The sequence below is a fragment of the Pseudomonas sp. Larv2_ips genome (assembly GCF_963879675.1).
GTDB lineage: Bacteria > Pseudomonadota > Gammaproteobacteria > Pseudomonadales > Pseudomonadaceae > Aquipseudomonas.
On sequence record NZ_CAWOAW010000027.1, the window covers coordinates 1,291,910 to 1,310,506 of the forward strand.

Consider the following 18,597-nt stretch of genomic DNA (forward strand, 5'->3'; position numbering starts at 1 on the left):
TTGGCTGTGTTGCAGATTTGCAGGCAGTGCAGTGCGCTCCAAATGTGGGAGGGGGCTTGCCCCCGATTGCGGCATGTCAGTTGATACAACTGTCACTCAACCACCGCTATCGGGGGCAAGCCCCTCGTACCATTTGCTTGTGTGTCTTACTGCTCTTCAGCCGGCTTGTCGCCATGGGACAGGCTGTAAACATAGGCTGCCAGCAAGTGCACCTTGTCGTTGCCTTGCAGCAACTCCTGCGCAGGCATCTGGCCTTGACGGCCATAACGAATGGTCTGCTGCAGCTGCGCGAAGCTCGAACCGTAGATGAATGCACCCGGGTGCGTCAGGTCTGGCGCGCCCATCGCCGGCGTGCCTTTACCGGCAGGACCGTGGCAGGCCACGCAGTTGGCGGCGAAGAGTTTCGCGCCGTTGGCCACATCGGCCTTCGCGCCTTCAGGCAGTTTGCGACCGTCGAGGTTGGTCACCACAAAACCTGCCACGTCGGCCACGCCTTGCTCGCCAATAACTTCGGCCCACGCCGGCATCACCGCGTGGCGGCCTTTCATGATGGTTTCCTTGATGGTCGCCGGCTCGCCGCCCCAGCGCCAATCAGCGTCGGTCAGGTTGGGAAAACCGTAGGCGCCCTTGGCGTCGGAGCCGTGGCACACCGAGCAGTTGGAGGCGAACAGGCGGCCGCCCATCTTCAAGGCTTGCGGGTCCTTGGCAACGTCTTCAATCGGCATCGCGGCGAATTTGGCGAAGATCGGGCCGAACTTGGCGTCCGACCTGGCCATTTCCTTTTCCCATTCGTGCACGCCGGTCCAGCCGGTCTGGCCGTTGGCGAAGGGGGTTTGCTTGTCGTTGTCGAGGTAGTTGTAGCCCGGCAGCAGGCCTTTCCAATTGCCAAGGCCGGGGTACAACGCCAGGTAGCCGAGGGCGAAGATGATGGTGCCGACAAACAGCATGAACCACCACTTGGGCAGCGGGTTGTCGTATTCCTCGATGCCATCGAACGAGTGGCCGACAGTCTCGTCCGTCTGCTCGGTGCGCTGGCCCTTGCGGGTCGACAGCAGCAGCCAGGTCAGGGCGAAGATGGTACCCAGACTGAGGACTGTGACGTACAGACTCCAGAACGTAGTCATTCTTTGTTACTCCTAGACGCTTGCTCGACGTGCTTGATGGCTTCGGGATCATCCGCAAAAGGCAACATGGTCGCGTCGTCAAACTCCGACTTGCGGCGGGGGCTGAACACCCACAACGCCAGGCCGATAAAGGCCACCATCACCACAACGGTGCCCAGGCCACGAATCATCCCGATATCCATGCAGATCACCGTTTGCTTTTGATGATGGTGCCAAGGCCTTGCAGGTAGGCCACCAGTGCGTCCATTTCGGTCTTGCCCTTTACGGCTGCGGCTGCACCGGCGATGTCTTCATCGGTGTAGGGCACGCCCAGGGTGCGCAAGACTTCCATCTTCTTCGCGGTGTCCTTGCCGTCGAGCTTGTTTTCCACGAGGAACGGGTAGGCCGGCATTTTCGACTCCGGCACCACGTTGCGCGGGTTATACAAGTGCGCGCGGTGCCAGTCGTCCGAGTAACGTGCGCCGACGCGGGCCAGGTCCGGGCCGGTGCGCTTGGAACCCCACAGGAACGGGTGGTCCCACACGCTTTCACCGGCCACCGAGTAGTGGCCGTAGCGTTCGGTTTCGGCGCGGAACGGGCGGATCATCTGCGAGTGGCAGCCCACGCAACCGTTGGCGATGTAGACGTCGCGACCTTCCAGTTCAAGCGCGGTGCGCGGCTTCATGCCTTCGACCGGCTTGTTGGTCACGTCCTGGAAAAACAGCGGAACGATCTGGGTCAGGCCGCCGATACTCACGGCGATGACCATGAAGAAGGCCAGCAGGCCGATATTCTTCTCGACTACTTCATGCTTCATCAGTGAGCTCCCACAACGGCGATCTTGGCGGCGGCTTCAGCCTCTACAGGGTCGGAGGCACGCACGGTGCGCCAGACGTTGTAGGCCATCAACAGCATGCCGCTGGCAAAGAACGCACCGCCCAGGGCGCGGACGATGTAGCCCGGATGGCTGGCTTGCAACGCTTCGACGAAGGAGTAGGTGAGCGTGCCGTCATCGTTGATCGCACGCCACATCAGGCCCTGGGTGATGCCGTTGACCCACATCGAGGCGATGTAGAGCACGGTGCCGATGGTGGCCAGCCAGAAGTGCGCGTTGATCAGCCCGACGCTGTGCATCTGCGCACGGCCGAACAGTTTGGGGATCATGTGGTACAGCGCACCGATGGAGATCATCGCCACCCAGCCCAACGCGCCAGCGTGGACGTGGCCGATGGTCCAGTCGGTGTAGTGGGACAGCGAGTTGACGGTTTTGATCGCCATCATCGGCCCTTCGAAGGTCGACATGCCGTAGAACGCCAGCGACACCACCAAAAAGCGCAGGATCGGGTCGGTGCGCAATTTATGCCAGGCGCCCGAGAGCGTCATCATGCCGTTGATCATGCCGCCCCAGCTGGGGGCCAGCAGGATGATCGACATCGCCATGCCCAGCGACTGCGCCCAGTCCGGCAGCGCGGTGTAGTGCAGGTGGTGCGGGCCGGCCCAGATGTACAGGGTGATCAGCGCCCAGAAGTGCACGATGGACAGGCGATACGAGTAGATCGGACGCTCGGCCTGTTTGGGCACGAAGTAATACATCATCCCCAGGAAGCCGGTGGTGAGGAAGAAGCCCACGGCATTGTGGCCGTACCACCACTGGATCATCGCGTCCGTCGCCCCGGCGTAGGCCGAATAGGACTTGAACCAGCTCACCGGCAAGGACGCGTGGTTGACGATGTGCAGCATCGCCGTGACCAGAATGAAGGCACCGTAGAACCAGTTACCCACATAAATGTGCTTGGTCTTGCGCTTGACGATGGTGCCGAAGAACACCACGGCGTAGGTCACCCAGACGATGGCCAGCAAAATGGCGATGGGCCATTCCAGCTCGGCGTATTCCTTGGTGGTGGTGTAGCCCAGCGGCAGAGTGATGATGGCGCCGAGGATCACGGCTTGCCAGCCCCAGAATGTGAAGGCGGCGAGGCCGTCGGAGATCAGTCGCGTCTGGCAGGTTCGCTGCACGACATAGTAGGAGGTGGCAAACAATGCACATCCGCCGAAGGCGAAAATCACCAGGTTGGTGTGCAGCGGGCGCAGGCGGCCGAAGGTCGTCCATGGCAAACCGAAATTCAATTCCGGCCAAACCAGTTGCGAGGCGATGAACACCCCGAGCCCCATGCCAAGGATCCCCCAGACCACCGTCATGATGGCGAACTGGCGGACTACCTTATAGTTATAAGCAGTCGGACTGATTGCTGTGCTCATTCTAAGGTTCCACGGTTTAGGTTTTTTTATAGTTGAAATCGGCCGCAAGTATGGACAAACCGAGGGGCCATTGCAACGCAATGGCTGACCTGTATCAATGCGTTCCGGGCCAGATTCTGCGCCCTTTCCATGTTTGGCGTAAGGACAAAATCAGAAATCGAAAGCTGATCGAGTGGACAGGAATTTTTTCAGGTCGCAACGGCAGTCGCCTGATACGCCAAAACCGGTCACTGTTGGGCAAGCGTAGACCCGAATGGCAGCAGGGGAAAGTTGGGGTGGGGAGGGGTGCGACACTTGGTCGCTTAGAGACACAGGGCTGCCGCCCCGAGTTGGGGCGGCAGTCTGCGGTTACTCGGCTGGGCTTTCTGGCGTTGCGCCATCAGCGTTATGGGACAAGCTGTACACATAGGCCGCAAGCAGGTGCACTTTGTCATTGCCTTGCAGCACGTCCTGCGCGGGCATCTGGCCTTGGCGGCCGTGGCGGATGGTCTGCTGCAGCTGCGCCAGGCTGGTGCCGTAAATGAAACCGGCAGGCTCGGTCAGGTTCGGCGCGCCCATGGCTTCCACGCCGTGGCCTTGCGGACCGTGGCAGGCGACACAGGTGGTGCTGAACGCCGCTTGCCCGGCGGCGAGGTCAGCGGTGCTGTTGGCCGGCAAGGGCAGCCCGGCCAGGTCGTGGCGCACATAGGCGGCGACGTTCTTCACACCGTCTTCGCCCAGCACTTCACCCCAGGCCGGCATCGCCGCGTGGCGACCATTCATGATCGTCGCTTTGATCGCCTCCGCCGAGCCGCCCCAGCGCCAGAGGTTGTCCGCCAGGTTGGGGAAGCCATACGCGCCCTTGGCATCCGAGCCGTGGCACACCGCGCAGTTGGAAGCGAACAGGCGGCCGCCCATTTTCAGTGCCTGTGGGTCCTTGGCGACTTCTTCCACCGGCATGGCCGCGAATTTGGCGAAGATCGGCCCGAACCTGGCGTCGGCCTTGGCCATTTCCTTGTCCCATTCCTTGGTCTGGGTCCAGCCGCCTTCATAGCCCGGCAATACGCCTTTCCAGTTACCCAGGCCCGGGTAGAGGATCAGGTAGCCGACGGCAAACACCAGGGTGCCGGCGAACAGCATGAACCACCACTGCGGCAGCGGGTTGTCGTATTCCTCGATGCCGTCGAAGGCGTGGCCCATGGTCTGGTCGACGCTGCCCTTGGTTTCGCCCCTGCGGGTGCCGATCAATAGCCAGGTCAGGCCGATCAGGCTGCCGAGGGTCAATACGCAGATCCATGTACTCCAGAAGGTCGTCATGGGCGAGTGCTCCTTGTTGCAGGCTCTTCTTGAGCGTCGGATGGAGTAGGTTCATCGGCAAATGGCAGCAGGCGGGCCTGCTCGAATTCCGCGTTGCGCCGGTTGTTGAACACCCACAGCGACAGGCCGATAAAAGCGATGGCGACCACCAGCGTGCCAAGGCCGCGGATGGTGCCCGCGTCAAATTCAAATCCCATGGCTCACCTCTTGCTCTTGATGGCAGTGCCGAGCACTTGCAGGTACGCAACCAGCGCGTCCATCTCGGTCTTGCCCTTGAGGCTGGCAACGGCGCCACTGATGTCGTCGTCGGTGTAGGGCACGCCGAGGGTGCGCATCACTTTCAACTTGGTTTCGGTGTGGCTGCTGTCGACCGGTGCCGTGACCAGCCATGGGTAGGCCGGCATTTTTGACTCCGGCACCACGTTGCGCGGGTTGTACAGGTGCGCGCGGTGCCAGTCGTCCGAGTAACGCGCGCCGACGCGGGCCAGGTCTGGCCCGGTGCGCTTGGAGCCCCACAGGAACGGGTGGTCCCACACGCTTTCGCCTGCCACCGAGTAGTGGCCGTAGCGTTCGGTTTCGGCACGGAACGGGCGGATCATCTGCGAGTGGCACTGCACGCAGCCTTCGCGGATGTAGATGTCGCGGCCTTCCAGTTGCAGCGCGGTGTAGGGCTTCATGCCTTCGACCGGCTTGTTGGTCACGTCCTGGAAGAACAGCGGGACGATCTGGGTCAGGCCGCCGATGCTCACGGCCAGCACCATCAGCAGCATCAGCAGGCCGACGTTCTTTTCAATCGTTTCGTGTTTCATCACGGACTCCTCAGGCCATTTGCGCGGCGGTGGCGGGTTCGGCGGCTTGCAGCGATGGCGCCGAGCGCACGGTGCGCCATGTGTTGTAAGCCATCAGGAACATGCCGCTGAGGAACACTGCACCGCCCACCAGTCGCACGATGTAGCCAGGGTGGCTGGCCACCAGGGTTTCGACGAAGGAGTAGGTCAAGGTGCCGTCTTCGTTGACCGCACGCCACATCAGGCCCTGGGCGATGCCGTTGACCCACATCGAGGCGATGTAGAGCACGGTGCCGATGGTGGCCAGCCAGAAGTGCGCGTTGATCAGGCCGAGGCTGTACATCTGCTCGCGGCCAAACACTTTGGGGATCATGTGGTACAGCGCGCCGATGGAAATCATCGCCACCCAGCCCAGCGCGCCGGCGTGTACGTGGCCGATGGTCCAGTCGGTGTAGTGGGAGAGGGCGTTGACCGTCTTGATGGCCATCATCGGCCCTTCGAAGGTCGACATGCCGTAGAACGCCAGCGACACCACCAAAAAGCGCAGGATCGGGTCGCTGCGCAATTTATGCCAGGCGCCCGAGAGCGTCATCATGCCGTTGATCATGCCGCCCCAGCTCGGTGCCAGCAGTACCAGCGACATCACCATGCCCAGTGACTGCGCCCAATCCGGCAACGCGGTGTAGTGCAAGTGGTGCGGGCCGGCCCAGATGTACAGGGTGATCAGCGCCCAGAAGTGCACGATGGACAGGCGATAGGAATACACCGGACGTTCGGCTTGCTTGGGCACGAAGTAATACATCATCCCGAGGAAACCGGCGGTGAGGAAAAAGCCTACCGCGTTATGCCCATACCACCACTGCACCATTGCATCCGTCGCACCGCCGTAGAGGGAGTAGGACTTGGTCAGGCTGACCGGGATTTCCAGGTTGTTGACGATGTGCAGAATGGCCACGGTGATGATGAACGCACCGAAGAACCAGTTGCCGACGTAGATGTGCTTGGTGTTGCGCTTCATGATCGTGCCGAAGAACACGATGGCGTAGGCCACCCAGACGATGGTGATCAGAATGTCGATTGGCCATTCCAGCTCGGCGTATTCCTTGGAGCTGGTGTAGCCCAGCGGCAAGCTGATCGCGGCCAATAGAATGACGAGCTGCCAGCCCCAGAAGCAGAACGCGGCGATTTTCGGCGCGAACAGCTGTGTCTGGCAGGTGCGCTGCACCGAGTAAAACGAGCTGGCGAACAGCGCGCAACCGCCGAAGGCAAAGATCACCGCGTTGGTGTGCAGCGGGCGCAAGCGGCCGAAGCTGGTCCAGGGCAAATCGAAGTTGAGTGCAGGCCAAACCAATTGGGCGGCGAGAAAAACCCCGAGCCCCATGCCGACGATGCCCCACACCACCGTCATAATGGTGAATTGGCGGACCACCTTGTAGTTATAGGCGGTACTTAAAGTAGTGTTCATGGTTCCCCATCCACGGTTCAACCCAAGCCAATGCGGCACTTGGGCTGGAGTTATAGGCAGACTAAAAAGCGAGGCAAGCATGGGCAAAGAGCACAAGGCCAGTATTGACGGGGATCAATGGGCGCAGTGTGTGCGCGAGCGCGGCTGGTTGTGGGATGCGGCGACGGGTTCCAGCGCGCGTGCGCCGGTGACGCTGATCCTGGCCCACGGTGCCGGTGCGCCCATGGACTCGGGGTTTATGAACGACATGGCTGCACGCCTTGCCGGGCATGGCGTGAACGTATTGCGCTTTGAATTCCCCTACATGGCCCAGCGCCGCCTGGACGGCGGCAAACGTCCGCCGAATCCGGCGCCGAAACTATTGCAAGCCTGGCGCGAGGTGTATGCCGAGGTGCGACGCCATGTCGCTGGCCCACTGGCCGTTGGCGGCAAGTCCATGGGCGGGCGGATGGCCAGTTTGCTGGCGGATGAATTGGGTGCAGACGGGTTGGTGTGCCTGGGTTATCCGTTTTACGCGGTGGGCAAACCGGAGAAACCCCGCACTGAACATCTGGCCGGTCTGAAGACGCCGACGTTGATTGTGCAGGGCGAGCGCGATGCGCTGGGCAATCGGGCGGCGGTGGAGGGGTATGCGTTGTCGCCGAGCATCGAGGTGATGTGGCTGGTGGCGGGGGATCATGATTTGAAGCCGTTGAAGGCTTCGGGGTTTAGTCATGAGCAGCATTTGGAGGCTGCGGCGCTGAAGGTCTCCGAGTTTCTCGCCGGCCTTTAGGGCCTCATCGCCGGCAAGCCAGCTCCCACATTTGAATGTATTCACAAATATAAATACGTGAACCCCATCCAATGTGGGAGCGGGCTTGGCCGCGATAGCGGTTTACCGGTTAAAACGCTCCACCAGCGAATACTGGGTATTCGCTGTATGCGTCAGCTCTTCACTCAACTGCGCCGAGTTCATCGCCTGCTCCGAGGTCTGGTCCGCCAACAGCGCAATCGTGCTGATATTGCGGCTGATCTCTTCGGCCACGGCGCTTTGCTCTTCGGTGGCGGCGGCAATCTGCGTGGTCATGTCGGTGATGTTGGCCACCGCTTCACTGATGCCCACCAGCGCCTGATCCGCCTCCATCACGCGTGCCACGCCTTCTTCGGCCTGGCGATGCCCGGCGTCCATGGTTTGCACGGCGGCGGCGGCGGTCTGCTGCAGTTTGGCGATCAGGGCATGGATCTGCCCGGTGGACTCGGCGGTACGCTGCGCCAGTTGACGGACTTCGTCAGCCACCACTGCAAAGCCACGGCCCATTTCGCCGGCACGGGCGGCTTCGATGGCGGCGTTCAATGCCAGCAGGTTGGTCTGGTCGGCGATGCCCTTGATCACGTCCACCACGCCGCCGATTTCATCACTGTCCTTGGCCAGCTGGGTGACGGTTACACCGGTTTCACCCACGGCGACCGACAGGCGCTGGATCGCTTCGCGGGTTTCCCCGGCGATGTCGCGACCGCGGCCGGTCAGGCGATTGGCTTCCTGGGTAGCGTCCGCCGTGCGCTGCACGTGGCTGGCCACTTCCTGGGTTGTCGCTGCCATCTGGTTGACGGCGGTGGCGACCTGCTCGGTTTCCACGCGCTGGCGTTCCAGGCCGCTGGAGCTGTTGTGCGCCAGGGTGTTGGACTGCGCTGCCTGATCGTTGAGGTGCTCGGCCGTATCCTGCAAGCGAGTAAGGCACGTCTTCAGACGCGCCTCCTGGCTGAGAATCGACATCTCCAGCCGCGCTTGTGCGCCACGGCTGTCGGTGTACATCTGCGCGATCAGCGGGTCGGACGTGGTTTGCTCCGCCAGGCGCAGCAGACGCTTGAGGCCGCGTTGCTGCCAGCTCAGGCCCAGCAGGCCCAGTGGCACCGACAGCCCCGCCGCCAGGGCAAAGCCCCAGTGGGAGTTGAGCGACGCACCGATCATGAAGCTGAGCTGGCTGACCAGAATAAAAGGCAGCCAGTCTTGCAGCACCGGCAGCCATTTGTCGCGCTGAGGCACGGCCGACTTGCCCTGGTTGATGCGTTGGTAGAGCGCTTCGGCCCGGCGAATCTGCTCGGCGGTGGGCTTGATGCGCACCGATTCGTAGCCGATCACCTGGTTGCCATCGAAGACCGGCGTTACATAGGCGTTAACCCAGTAATGATCGCCGGTCTTGCAGCGGTTCTTGACGATGCCCATCCATGGCAAGCCTTGTTTGAGCGTGGACCACATGTGCGCGAACACGGCCGACGGCACATCCGGGTGACGCACCAGGTTGTGCGGGGCACGGATCAACTCGTCACGGGTGAACCCACTGATTTCGACAAAGGCGTCGTTGCAGTAGGTGATCACACCTTTGGCATCTGTGGTGGAGATCAACCGTTGCTGAGCGGGGAAGGTACGTTCGCGCTGGGTAACGGGTTGGTTATTACGCATGATTGTTCAATCCGCAAGGCTTTGATGGGGTATCGGCACGTTTCGGTAATTATTGAGGGAATTTTCTGAGCGGCGGTGAAGTCAGAGTCGCACACTGAAAAACGACAGCATCTGCGAAAGGTCTGTACCAGGGTGGGCTAAAGGTTTCGACGCCGGTTGAGCGGGTGAATAAGCGTGTCGGGAAGAAAAGTGACACGTTTCAGGCAGAAAGCGTTTTTATGGAGAAGAAAAGTAGCTTTAGCTGTCGGATTAATCCGTGTTGTCCTAGACATAAATGACAATATAATTAAGAATATTAAGGCTAATTTGTACGAAAAATACTCTATTTCCCCCAAAGCGCCTCTGCGATCTGACCTTATATAGCTGAAAGTCTCTACGCTACTTTGTTTTCGAATTTGTCGCGCCGAGGGGGCGAGAGCGGCAGTCGACATGAAGTTGCAGTACGTAAAGGAGCTACAAAAAGTGACATTTGTTCCAGTTATTATTTGCGGCGGTGCGGGCAGCCGCCTGTGGCCTGTCTCTCGTTCAGCGCATCCTAAGCCATTCATCGAATTGCCGGATGGCGGAAATCTGATTCGCAAAACCTACGGCCGTGCCTTGGCGCTGGACGCAGTCAGCGAAGTGCTGACGATCACCAATCGTGATCTCTATTTCAAAACGCTCGATGAATACGGCGCACAAGCACCTCAATTCACGAACCTCAGTTTTGTTCTTGAGCCCTTTGGGCGTAATACTGCAGCGGCCGTTGCGCTGGCTGCTCAAGAAGTTGCGCGCACTCACGGGGCAGATGCCATCATGCTGGTGCTGCCAGCTGACCACCTGATCGGAAATCAAGCGGCGTTTGCCGATGCGGTTTCTACCGCCTCCGCGTTGGCCAAAGATGGCTGGCTGGTGACGTTTGGCGTAAAGCCGGAGTTTCCGGAAACCGGTTACGGATATATCCAGAAAGACAACGACAGCCCCCTCGGCAAAGGCTTCAAGGTCAAGCGCTTCGTCGAGAAGCCAGACCTGGAAACTGCCCAAGGCTATCTGGCGTCAGGTGAGTACTTCTGGAACTCCGGCATGTTCTGTTTCCGCGCCGGTACCCTGATTGAAGAAATGGCCCTCTGCGCACCGGATGTATCCAGTGCCGTAGACCTGTGCCTGGCAGGTTCCGGCACGATGACTGGCACCAGCCATCGCAGCCTGCACCTGGAGCCCGAGAGCTTTGCCAAGGTTCCGGATATTTCCATCGACTTCGCACTGATGGAACGCTCAAGCAAGGTAGCAACGGTGCCTTGTGATATCGGCTGGAGTGATATCGGCTCTTGGAACGCCATGAGCGAGCTGTCGCCAGCTAATGAGCAAGGTAACCGTGTTGAGGGTGAAGTCATTTTTCACGGCTCCTCCAATAACTACGTGCGTAGCCCGCGTCGTCTGGCAGCGTTGGTAGGGGTTGAGGATCTGATCATCGTCGATACGCCGGATGCACTGCTGGTCGCACACAAAGACCACGCACAAGACATCAAAGCGATCACGGCGCAGTTGAAGCAGAACGGGCATTGCTCGCACCTCGATCACACCACGGTCCGCCGTCCTTGGGGCGCTTACACGACACTGGAAGAAGACCAGCGCTTCAAGATTAAGCGCATTGTGGTCAAGCCCCAAGCATCGCTGTCACTCCAGATGCACCATCACCGGAGCGAACATTGGATTGTGGTGAGCGGCATGGCGCGCGTTGTTAACAACGATCGCGAATTTTTGCTCAACACAAATGAATCAACGTTCATCCCGGCAGGTCATACCCATCGCCTGGAGAACCCAGGTGTTATCGATCTGGTGTTGATCGAGGTGCAGAGCGGCGATTATCTAGGTGAAGACGATATCGTCCGGTTTGAGGATATCTACGGCCGGGTTGCTGGCTGATCAGGCGCCCGAAGAGATATGGCTAGTGGCTCGTGTTTTGCACTCTTAATGCTTGAAGCATGAGGGTTTGGAGCCGGTGGTAGGTGTTGCAGTAGGTCAGGCGTACGCCTGACCTTTTTTTCAGGAGTCAGCGATGTTGGGGTTGTTTAGAAGCCTTTGGGAGTACCGCGGCTTCGTCTGGTCGTCCATTCGTAATGAGTTCGTTGCCCGTTTTGCCCGAAGTCGTTTGGGCGGGCTGTGGATGATTATTAACCCGCTGGCGCAAGTTGCGATTTATGCGCTGGTGCTGTCCAACGTGCTGGCGGCGAAGTTGCCGGGTATTGATAATAAATATGCCTATGCGCTTTATCTGATGGCCGGCGTTCTGGCCTGGAGCCTGTTCTCTGAAATCATCGGTCGTTGCTTGACGCTATTCATCGATCAGGGAAACCTGATGAAGAAAATGCGATTTCCGCGCATCACTTTGCCGGTGATTACGGTGGGTTCCTGCTTGCTCAACTACGGGCTGCTCTTCGTGGCATTGTTGTTGGTTTTTGCGCTCCTCGGTCAGTCACTGAGCGTGCAAATTCTGTGGGTCATACCGCTGACGGTCGTCGTCACTGCCTTAGCGGTGGGTATTGGCCTGGTGCTTGGTATATTGAATGTATTTGTACGCGACACCGGCCAAGTTGTGCCTATTGTCCTGCAGGCCTGGTTCTGGTTTACCCCGATCGTTTACCCGGACAATATTATTCCCGACGATTTCAAAGGCTTGATGGACTACAACCCCATGTACCCCGTCGTCACTGCTTACCATGACGCGCTGGTACACGCGCGGATGCCGAACCTCGATGGGCTGATAGTTCCTACGGTTATTGCGATCTTGTTGATGTTGTTAGGCTTAATGATGTTCAGGCGTGCTGCGCCAGAAATGGTGGATGTGCTATGAGCCTTTTAAGTGTCAGCAACCTGGGCAAGGCTTACCGCGTTTATGCCTCAGAGTTTCAACGCATCGGTCGTTGGTTTGGCTTGCCAATAAAACCCAGTGAAGAGCACTGGGTAATGCGGGGGGTGAATTTTACAATACGCCCTGGCGAGTCTATTGGCATTGTGGGCCAGAATGGTGCGGGTAAATCCACGTTGCTCAAAATGATCACCGGTACACTGCAACCCACAGAGGGCAGTGTGCAGATCAATGGGCGTATCGCTGCCATTTTAGAATTAGGCATGGGGTTCACTCCGGAACTGAGTGGGCGCCAGAACGTATATCACTCAGCAGGCTTGATGGGGTTCAGCGCATTCGAGATCGAGGAGGCGATGCCAGATATCGAGGCCTTCGCCGAAATCGGTGAGTACTTTGATGAGCCGGTGAGAACCTATTCCAGCGGCATGCAAATGCGTGTTGCTTTCGCGGTAGCGACAGCGTTCAAACCCGATCTCCTCATCGTCGACGAAGCCCTTTCTGTCGGCGACAGTTACTTTCAAGCCAAGTGTTTTAAGCGCATCAAGCAATATCGCGATGAGGGCATGACCCTGATTCTGGTCTCGCACAGTGCTGATGACATTGTTCGGCATTGTGAACGAGCTATCTTGTTGAAGAATGGCCACGTCGAGCTTGACGGCCCTTCTCGGGAGGTCACTAACCGTTACCTGGATGAGCTGTTTGGCAAGAAAAAAGGCGCAGGGCACCAAGCCGATGTCGCCAGCCCAGGCCTCGTTCAAGAAGACTTCTTGAACACCAGCGATGTGTTTGCCAGCCGTGGTGGGTACAACCCATCTGAATACCGATGGGGACATGGCGGTGCTTCGATTCTGGATTATTTGCTGATCGTTGACGGTGAGCGTTTTCCGTCACGTATCGAAAGCAACTCCAATGGTGATTTTTATTTCAAGGTCAAGTTTGATGCGGATTTTGAAAGTGTCGTGCCCGGGTTTTTGATCAAGACGCTGGACGGCATCTTTTTGTACGGGACTAACTCCTTTGTGTCGAGCCGGGGTCAGGCGGTCATTTCAGTGAAAGCCGGTGATATCAGGATGTTTAAGTTTTCTCTCCCGCTCAATTTGAATGCCGGAGACTTTCTGGTGTCGTTTGGTGTGTCGTCCGGTGACCCGCTGGCAGGCGACCTAATACCGTTGGATCGGCGTTATGATTCGGTTATGTTGAAAATCAGCAGGGCTGTTCAGTTTTGGGGGATTTCTGATATGGGCGCAACGTTTAATGTTGAGTATCAGGATGCGTTAGGCGTTGAGGTTGTTGTAAATGATTGAGCAATTGGTAGCCGATTTACCTGAAGTTTATCAGCCGATCTTTGGCCATTCAGACCTTTCTGATCATGTGTCACGGCCGTGTGCAGACAGGCTGGACGTTATCGTTGGCATTTATGAGGCGCTGCAAGCCCATCTCGGCCGCCCCCTTAAAGTGCTGGACTTGGGCTGTGCCCAAGGCTATTTCAGTCTTAGCCTTGCCAGCCGAGGCGCGTCGGTTCGAGGTGTGGACTTTCTCGATAAGAATGTCGACGTATGTTCGGCGCTTTCAGACGAGCATTCCGAATTGGACGCCGTTTTTGAAGTAGGACGTGTTGAGGACGTTATTGACCGTCTTGAGTCTGGGCAATACGACCTCGTGTTGGGGCTGAGTGTTTTTCATCACGTCATTCATGAGCGTGGTATTGACGAGGTCAAGCGGCTTTTTCAGCGTGCTGCTGAGATGTGTGGTGCGCTGATTCTTGAGATTGCATTGCGAGAGGGCGACTTGTATTGGGCAACTTCCCAGCCTGAAGACCCTATGGTGTTGTTGGAGTCTGTCCATTGTGTTCGTGAAATGGCTCGCTGTCAGACCCACTTGACCAGTGTGCAGCGCCCTTTGTATTTCGCCAGTAACCATTACTGGACCGTGGAGGGTAAAGCGGGGAAGTTTGATACGTGGAGCACCGAGTCCCACGCGTTAGCAAAAAATACGCATGAGGGAACACGTCGTTATTTTTTCAGCGAACGAGAAGTCGTTAAACTTTATCGTTTCATCGGGACGCGTGCCGAACACAACCGTGTCGAGTTTCATCGAGAAAAAGCATTTTTGACCAGCGCACCGCTGGAATACCCGGTTGCCGAGGTCTTTGCAAGTTCTGAAAGTGAAAGCGAAGGCTGGGTGGTCATGCAGAGGTTCCAGGGCGACCTTTTGCTCGATGTATTGAATGATCCGTCCTTAGACCGAAAGAAGGTACTCAGAGAAGTATTGGATCAACTGACAAAGCTTGAGCTTGCTGGGCTGTATCACAGTGATTTTCGTGCTTGGAATATCGTCGTCACACCGGATTCAGGTGCGCGGGTTATAGACTATGGTGCGATATCTGAAGATTTCAAAGACTGTGTCTGGCCTCATAATATTTATTTGTCCTTTATGGTCTTTGTACATGAGTTGGCAACGGGGCACGTTGTTGATCCGGCGCCTATCCGGCAAATCACGATCGCGCCATTTAACTTGCCGCAGCCTTTTCGTAGCTGGGCAACGGGATTGTGGGTAGTGCCGGTACAGCAATGGAGCTTCCGACTCATGCTTGAGCATCTGGATGCTTTAAGTGAAGCATCCGCTGATGGTAGTGCAGAAAAGACAGAAGATCTTTGGATGCAAGCGATTGAAGAAGCGCTTGGTCAGCACAGTGGCTATATAAAAAACTTAGATGGCAAATTGCTAGGGAATAGTTACGAAATGGAAGCGCAACTTGAAAAAGTGCGAAGTCGCTTGGAGCAGGTCGCCGAAATCGCTTTTGATGCCCAAGGGGGGGTGAGGGATTTCGAGCGCCGTGCGATCTACAGCGAAACCGTTGCTGAGCAACAACGCCTTCAACTCCAGGAGGCGGGGTTTCGGATTCAATCAGCCGAGCGCCGCAGCCAGGAGACTGAAATAGCATTGCGGGAGAGTATAAATCGCGCAACGCAGGCGGAACTCAAGCGCCTGTCGGCTGAAGCGTTAAACGACGTATTGCGTGATCAAGCCAGGCAGGCAACTAACGAATTGCTGGAGCTTTATAAAGGGCATCAGCAGGTTGCGCTGCAATACGAAATGGAGCAACAGCGCCGAATAGCCCTTGAGGATCAGATCAAGGGGCTGGAGCATCGCGCTGGTGAACTGGAGATGGAGCGTGATTCACTGCGTGTGGACGCTGAAGGGGCTCACGCGCAGGTTGAATATCTGGAAGGTCATCCCAGGCATCTCGGTTTGCAGGTGGAGACCCTGACTGAACAGCTTCTGCGTTCGGAAGAGCACAAGCGTCACTTGGAAGCGGATCACCACTTCCATCGCGCGCGCGTAGGCGAGCTTGAAGCCCAGATACATGCGCTCAGCCACCGCCTCGATGCTGCCATGACCGATACTCATCACTGGTGGTTGAAAGCAGTCGCACACGAAGAGCACGTGAATGCATTGCTCAAAAGCACGTCCTGGAAAGTTACTTCGCCGCTGCGCCTCTGTATGAGAGCAGGAACTTGGTTGGTCAAGCTGCCCTTTCGCGCCGTAAAATTCGTGGTGCGCTCAGTTTTGATGAGGGCGCTACGTTTCGTACTTCGTCGGCCGGCTGTTCATCAACGGCTTAACCACGTTGTGAAGAAATATCCACGTTTCTGGGGACATTTAAGGCAGTTCGCAGTACATCGCGGACTTGTTGCAGGGCCAGCGCCGCAGCCGTCAACGAATGTGCAAGCGACGTCTGCAACGCCAGTCGAGGTCACTGTGGCAGCGCTGAGCCCTCGAGTATCCAGGGTTTATTCTGAGCTGAAAGCAGTTATAGAGCGTAAGGGTACTTACTGATGAGGATAGTTATTGATCTTCAGGGCGCTCAGTCTGAAAGCCGGTTTCGTGGTATTGGCCGTTATTCGCTTTCTTTGGCATTAGCTATCGCTAAAAACGCGGGTGATCATGAAATATGGATCGTTCTTAACGCGAGGATGCCGGATAGCATTTTGGACATCCGGAACGCTTTTTCGGCGCTAATTCCCAAAGAGCGAATTCGCATATTTGACGTGCCTGATGACTTAGACTCTCCCTGGGTGCTATGTGCAGCAGAGATAGTCAGGGAAGAGTTTATTCGCTCGCTTGAGCCCGACGTGGTGTTGATCAGCAGCCTCTTTGAAGACCCGGGTGCCGGCGCAGTGACGTCCGTAGGGGCGATCGCTAACAGCCACAAAACGGCGGTTGTTCTTTATGACCTAATACCCTTGCTAAACAAAGATGTGTATTTGCCGACACAGGCGCTCCGAGACTATTACAGCAAAAAAATTGGCTGGCTAGAGCGTGCAGATGCTCTGCTTGCCATTTCTCAATCGTCTAGCGATGAGGCGGTAGAGTATTTAAATGTGTCGCGAGAAAATGTCCCGAACATTTCCGCTGCGATCGGAGCGCAATTTTATCCGCGGGTTTTTTCGAAGCAAGAGGCTGATAAGTTTCTCCAGCGAATGGGCGTGCAAGAAAAGTTTGTTTTATACGCGCCTGGCGGCTTTGATCCGCGGAAAAACTTCGCTCGCTTGCTCGAGGCTTATAGCAGGCTTAAACCTGAGCTCAGATCGCATTATCAGTTGGTAATCGCCAGCAGGTTGCATGAACAGCAGCGGATCGAGTTGTTGGATCTCAAAGAGAAGTTCGGGTTCGAAATTCACGAGCTGGTCTTAACAGGTTATGTTGAGGACGAGGATCTGATCGCGCTCTACTCCTTGACATCGCTATTTGTTTTTCCTTCCACCCATGAAGGCTTTGGCCTGCCGGTATTGGAAGCGATGGCTTGCGGGGCACCGGTTATTGGCTCCAATTGCAGCAGTGTGCCTGAGGTTATTGGTCTGGACGAGGCGCTTTTTGATCCGCTGTCGGTAGCATCGATATCCGATAAGATCAGTGAAGTACTGAAAAGTGACTCATTGCGGCAAAGGTTGGTAAAGCATGCCGAGATTCAAGCAGCAAAATTTACCTGGGATGAGTCCGCGCTCAAGGCTATCGCTGCTTTAGAACAAGTGGTAAGTGAGGTAAACCCAATAACACAGTATGAGTTTTCACAGCAGGCGTTGCTTGAGAACCTGGGGCGTTTACCTGACGCTAGGCCCACCGATAGTCAACTTGTTCAAATAGCGAAAAGTATAGCGTTCAACATGCTGGGAGGGTCTGAAAAGCAACTGCTCTTAGACGTGTCCAGCATCGTTCAGTCGGACGCAAAGTCGGGTATACAGCGAGTGGTTCGCAGTCTTTTACAGGAACTGTTTAATTCTCCGCCTGCAGGGCTTGTTGTTCGGCCAATTTTCTATCGTGCGGGTGGGTATTTCTATGCCAATGAGTTCGTCGCTCGCGTCTTTTCGGCAAGTGCCGACGGCGCAGGCGGGGCCGACGCGCCGATTGATTATGTGCAAGGCGATATCTACTTGTCGCTCGATCTGACGATGCATTTGGCCGACGAGCTTTATCCTCTGCATGCGCAAATGCGATCTGCCGGAGTCGATGTCAACTTCATCGTCTATGACCTTCTGCTTGTGCAGAGGCCGGATTGGTGGCCGGCACCGACTGCGGATTATTTTACAAATTGGCTAAAACGAATAACGGATGTCGGAGCGGGGCTAATTTGCATTTCCGAGGCAGTTGCCCAAGAGTTAAGAGAATGGATTGCAAATAATCCACCCGCTCGTTGTGATGGTGGGCCTCACGTCAAAAGCTTCCATTTGGGTGCCGACATTGCTAGCAGTATGCCGTCGATTGGGTTTCCAAAAAATGCTCAGAATGTGCTCGCTCAGTTGCAGGCACGCCCCAGCTTTTTGATGGTCAGTACTATTGAGCCCCGTAAGGGGCATGCACAGACCATCGCTGCTTTTGAGACGCTGTGGGCTGAGGATGTTGACGCGAACTTGGTAATTGTTGGGAAGCGCGGCTGGCTGGTCGACTCTTTGATCAGCGCAATCGAAAATCACCCAGCTCTGAACGTGCGACTTTTTTGGCTTGAAGGGATCAGTGATGAGTACCTGGAAAAAGTTTATGGCGTATCCACTTGCTTGATTGCCGCATCTGAAGGTGAGGGTTTTGGTCTACCGCTGATCGAGGCAGCACAGCATCACGTGCCGATGATTGCGCGTGATATCCCTGTGTTTCGAGAGGTCGCAGGTGATCATGCTTTCTATTTCGACGGGCTCGCACCAAACGCATTGGCGCATTGCGTAAGAGAGTGGTTAGTGCTTTTTAATGCGGGTGAACATCCACTCTCAGTAAATATGCCTTGGCTTACGTGGGAGCAGAGTGCCCATCAACTGAAGCATTCCATCTTCCAGTGATGATGCTTCGCATTTTTATGAAAATGCCCCCTCTGTTAGGGGGACAAATCCAGAATTTCAGGTTAC

The 18,597-nt window shown here is 56.8% G+C and carries 15 protein-coding genes; 6 read left to right on the plus strand and 9 right to left on the minus strand.

What is annotated here, in order from left to right:
- Positions 1-146: 146 nt before the first annotated feature.
- From ccoP (AACV02_RS22800) to ccoN (AACV02_RS22835), 8 genes are all read right to left on the minus strand, one after another.
- Positions 147-1,124 carry a cytochrome-c oxidase, cbb3-type subunit III gene (gene ccoP, locus AACV02_RS22800; RefSeq protein ID WP_106576347.1) on the minus strand — a complete coding sequence of 326 codons (978 nt, stop codon included), beginning with the start codon at positions 1,122-1,124 and terminating at the stop codon, positions 147-149.
- Complete coding sequence (locus AACV02_RS22805; protein ID WP_003193169.1) at positions 1,121-1,306, minus strand: CcoQ/FixQ family Cbb3-type cytochrome c oxidase assembly chaperone; 186 nt, start codon at positions 1,304-1,306, stop codon at positions 1,121-1,123. The genes ccoP (AACV02_RS22800) and AACV02_RS22805 overlap by 4 nt, the downstream gene beginning before the upstream one ends.
- Before the next feature lie 5 nt (positions 1,307-1,311).
- Positions 1,312-1,920 carry a cytochrome-c oxidase, cbb3-type subunit II gene (gene ccoO / locus AACV02_RS22810; RefSeq protein ID WP_078738505.1) on the minus strand — a complete coding sequence of 203 codons (609 nt, stop codon included), beginning with the start codon at positions 1,918-1,920 and terminating at the stop codon, positions 1,312-1,314.
- Positions 1,920-3,362, minus strand: a complete 1,443-nt coding sequence (gene ccoN, locus AACV02_RS22815; RefSeq protein ID WP_106576348.1) for a cytochrome-c oxidase, cbb3-type subunit I — start codon at positions 3,360-3,362, stop codon at positions 1,920-1,922. Before ccoN (AACV02_RS22815) ends, ccoO (AACV02_RS22810) begins: the two co-directional genes overlap by 1 nt.
- Before the next feature lie 348 nt (positions 3,363-3,710).
- Positions 3,711-4,658, minus strand: a complete 948-nt coding sequence (gene ccoP, locus AACV02_RS22820; protein ID WP_119742156.1) for a cytochrome-c oxidase, cbb3-type subunit III — start codon at positions 4,656-4,658, stop codon at positions 3,711-3,713.
- Positions 4,655-4,855: a cbb3-type cytochrome oxidase subunit 3 gene (locus AACV02_RS22825; protein WP_106576350.1), complete on the minus strand. Its 201-nt coding sequence runs from the start codon at positions 4,853-4,855 to the stop codon at positions 4,655-4,657. Before AACV02_RS22825 ends, ccoP (AACV02_RS22820) begins: the two co-directional genes overlap by 4 nt.
- 3 nt (positions 4,856-4,858) lie before the next feature.
- Positions 4,859-5,467, minus strand: coding sequence for a cytochrome-c oxidase, cbb3-type subunit II (gene ccoO / locus AACV02_RS22830; RefSeq protein WP_065909614.1), 609 nt, complete (start codon positions 5,465-5,467; stop codon positions 4,859-4,861).
- Between the two features lie 10 nt (positions 5,468-5,477).
- Positions 5,478-6,911 carry a cytochrome-c oxidase, cbb3-type subunit I gene (gene ccoN, locus AACV02_RS22835; RefSeq protein WP_106576352.1) on the minus strand — a complete coding sequence of 478 codons (1,434 nt, stop codon included), beginning with the start codon at positions 6,909-6,911 and terminating at the stop codon, positions 5,478-5,480.
- Positions 6,912-6,990: 79 nt separating this feature from the next.
- Between ccoN (AACV02_RS22835) and AACV02_RS22840 the strand changes: the two genes are divergently transcribed.
- Positions 6,991-7,683, plus strand: coding sequence for an alpha/beta family hydrolase (locus AACV02_RS22840; RefSeq protein WP_119742158.1), 693 nt, complete (start codon positions 6,991-6,993; stop codon positions 7,681-7,683).
- Between the two features lie 102 nt (positions 7,684-7,785).
- On the opposite strand, the gene AACV02_RS22845 is transcribed toward AACV02_RS22840, so the two are convergent.
- The gene (locus tag AACV02_RS22845; RefSeq protein WP_106576354.1) at positions 7,786-9,351 is read right to left on the minus strand and encodes a methyl-accepting chemotaxis protein; all 1,566 of its coding nucleotides are present in this window, start codon (positions 9,349-9,351) and stop codon (positions 7,786-7,788) included.
- A gap of 462 nt (positions 9,352-9,813) precedes the next feature.
- Here AACV02_RS22845 and AACV02_RS22850 point away from each other — a divergent pair, with 462 nt between their 5' ends.
- The 5 genes from AACV02_RS22850 (at position 9,814) to AACV02_RS22870 (ending at position 18,531) form a co-directional block, all read left to right on the plus strand.
- Positions 9,814-11,256, plus strand: a complete 1,443-nt coding sequence (locus AACV02_RS22850; protein ID WP_119742160.1) for a mannose-1-phosphate guanylyltransferase/mannose-6-phosphate isomerase — start codon at positions 9,814-9,816, stop codon at positions 11,254-11,256.
- Positions 11,257-11,389: 133 nt separating this feature from the next.
- Positions 11,390-12,184: an ABC transporter permease gene (locus AACV02_RS22855; protein WP_119742162.1), complete on the plus strand. Its 795-nt coding sequence runs from the start codon at positions 11,390-11,392 to the stop codon at positions 12,182-12,184.
- Positions 12,181-13,503: an ABC transporter ATP-binding protein gene (locus AACV02_RS22860; RefSeq protein WP_119742164.1), complete on the plus strand. Its 1,323-nt coding sequence runs from the start codon at positions 12,181-12,183 to the stop codon at positions 13,501-13,503. Before AACV02_RS22855 ends, AACV02_RS22860 begins: the two co-directional genes overlap by 4 nt.
- Positions 13,496-16,039, plus strand: coding sequence for a methyltransferase domain-containing protein (locus tag AACV02_RS22865; protein WP_119742166.1), 2,544 nt, complete (start codon positions 13,496-13,498; stop codon positions 16,037-16,039). The genes AACV02_RS22860 and AACV02_RS22865 overlap by 8 nt, the downstream gene beginning before the upstream one ends.
- The gene (locus tag AACV02_RS22870; RefSeq protein ID WP_119742168.1) at positions 16,039-18,531 is read left to right on the plus strand and encodes a glycosyltransferase family 4 protein; all 2,493 of its coding nucleotides are present in this window, start codon (positions 16,039-16,041) and stop codon (positions 18,529-18,531) included. Before AACV02_RS22865 ends, AACV02_RS22870 begins: the two co-directional genes overlap by 1 nt.
- The last annotated feature ends 66 nt before the right edge of the window (positions 18,532-18,597 follow it).

Coding starts and splice junctions, on each gene's coding strand:
- ccoN (WP_106576348.1), bottom strand. CDS start 3,362: ATGAGCACAGCAATCAGTCCGACTGCTTATAACTATAAGGTAGTCCGC.
- AACV02_RS22825 (WP_106576350.1), bottom strand. CDS start 4,855: ATGGGATTTGAATTTGACGCGGGCACCATCCGCGGCCTTGGCACGCTG.
- AACV02_RS22855 (WP_119742162.1), top strand. CDS start 11,390: ATGTTGGGGTTGTTTAGAAGCCTTTGGGAGTACCGCGGCTTCGTCTGG.
- ccoP (WP_119742156.1), bottom strand. CDS start 4,658: ATGACGACCTTCTGGAGTACATGGATCTGCGTATTGACCCTCGGCAGC.
- AACV02_RS22865 (WP_119742166.1), top strand. CDS start 13,496: ATGATTGAGCAATTGGTAGCCGATTTACCTGAAGTTTATCAGCCGATC.
- AACV02_RS22845 (WP_106576354.1), bottom strand. CDS start 9,351: ATGCGTAATAACCAACCCGTTACCCAGCGCGAACGTACCTTCCCCGCT.
- ccoP (WP_106576347.1), bottom strand. CDS start 1,124: ATGACTACGTTCTGGAGTCTGTACGTCACAGTCCTCAGTCTGGGTACC.
- AACV02_RS22840 (WP_119742158.1), top strand. CDS start 6,991: ATGGGCAAAGAGCACAAGGCCAGTATTGACGGGGATCAATGGGCGCAG.
- ccoO (WP_065909614.1), bottom strand. CDS start 5,467: ATGAAACACGAAACGATTGAAAAGAACGTCGGCCTGCTGATGCTGCTG.
- AACV02_RS22805 (WP_003193169.1), bottom strand. CDS start 1,306: ATGGATATCGGGATGATTCGTGGCCTGGGCACCGTTGTGGTGATGGTG.
- ccoO (WP_078738505.1), bottom strand. CDS start 1,920: ATGAAGCATGAAGTAGTCGAGAAGAATATCGGCCTGCTGGCCTTCTTC.
- ccoN (WP_106576352.1), bottom strand. CDS start 6,911: ATGAACACTACTTTAAGTACCGCCTATAACTACAAGGTGGTCCGCCAA.
- AACV02_RS22860 (WP_119742164.1), top strand. CDS start 12,181: ATGAGCCTTTTAAGTGTCAGCAACCTGGGCAAGGCTTACCGCGTTTAT.
- AACV02_RS22870 (WP_119742168.1), top strand. CDS start 16,039: ATGAGGATAGTTATTGATCTTCAGGGCGCTCAGTCTGAAAGCCGGTTT.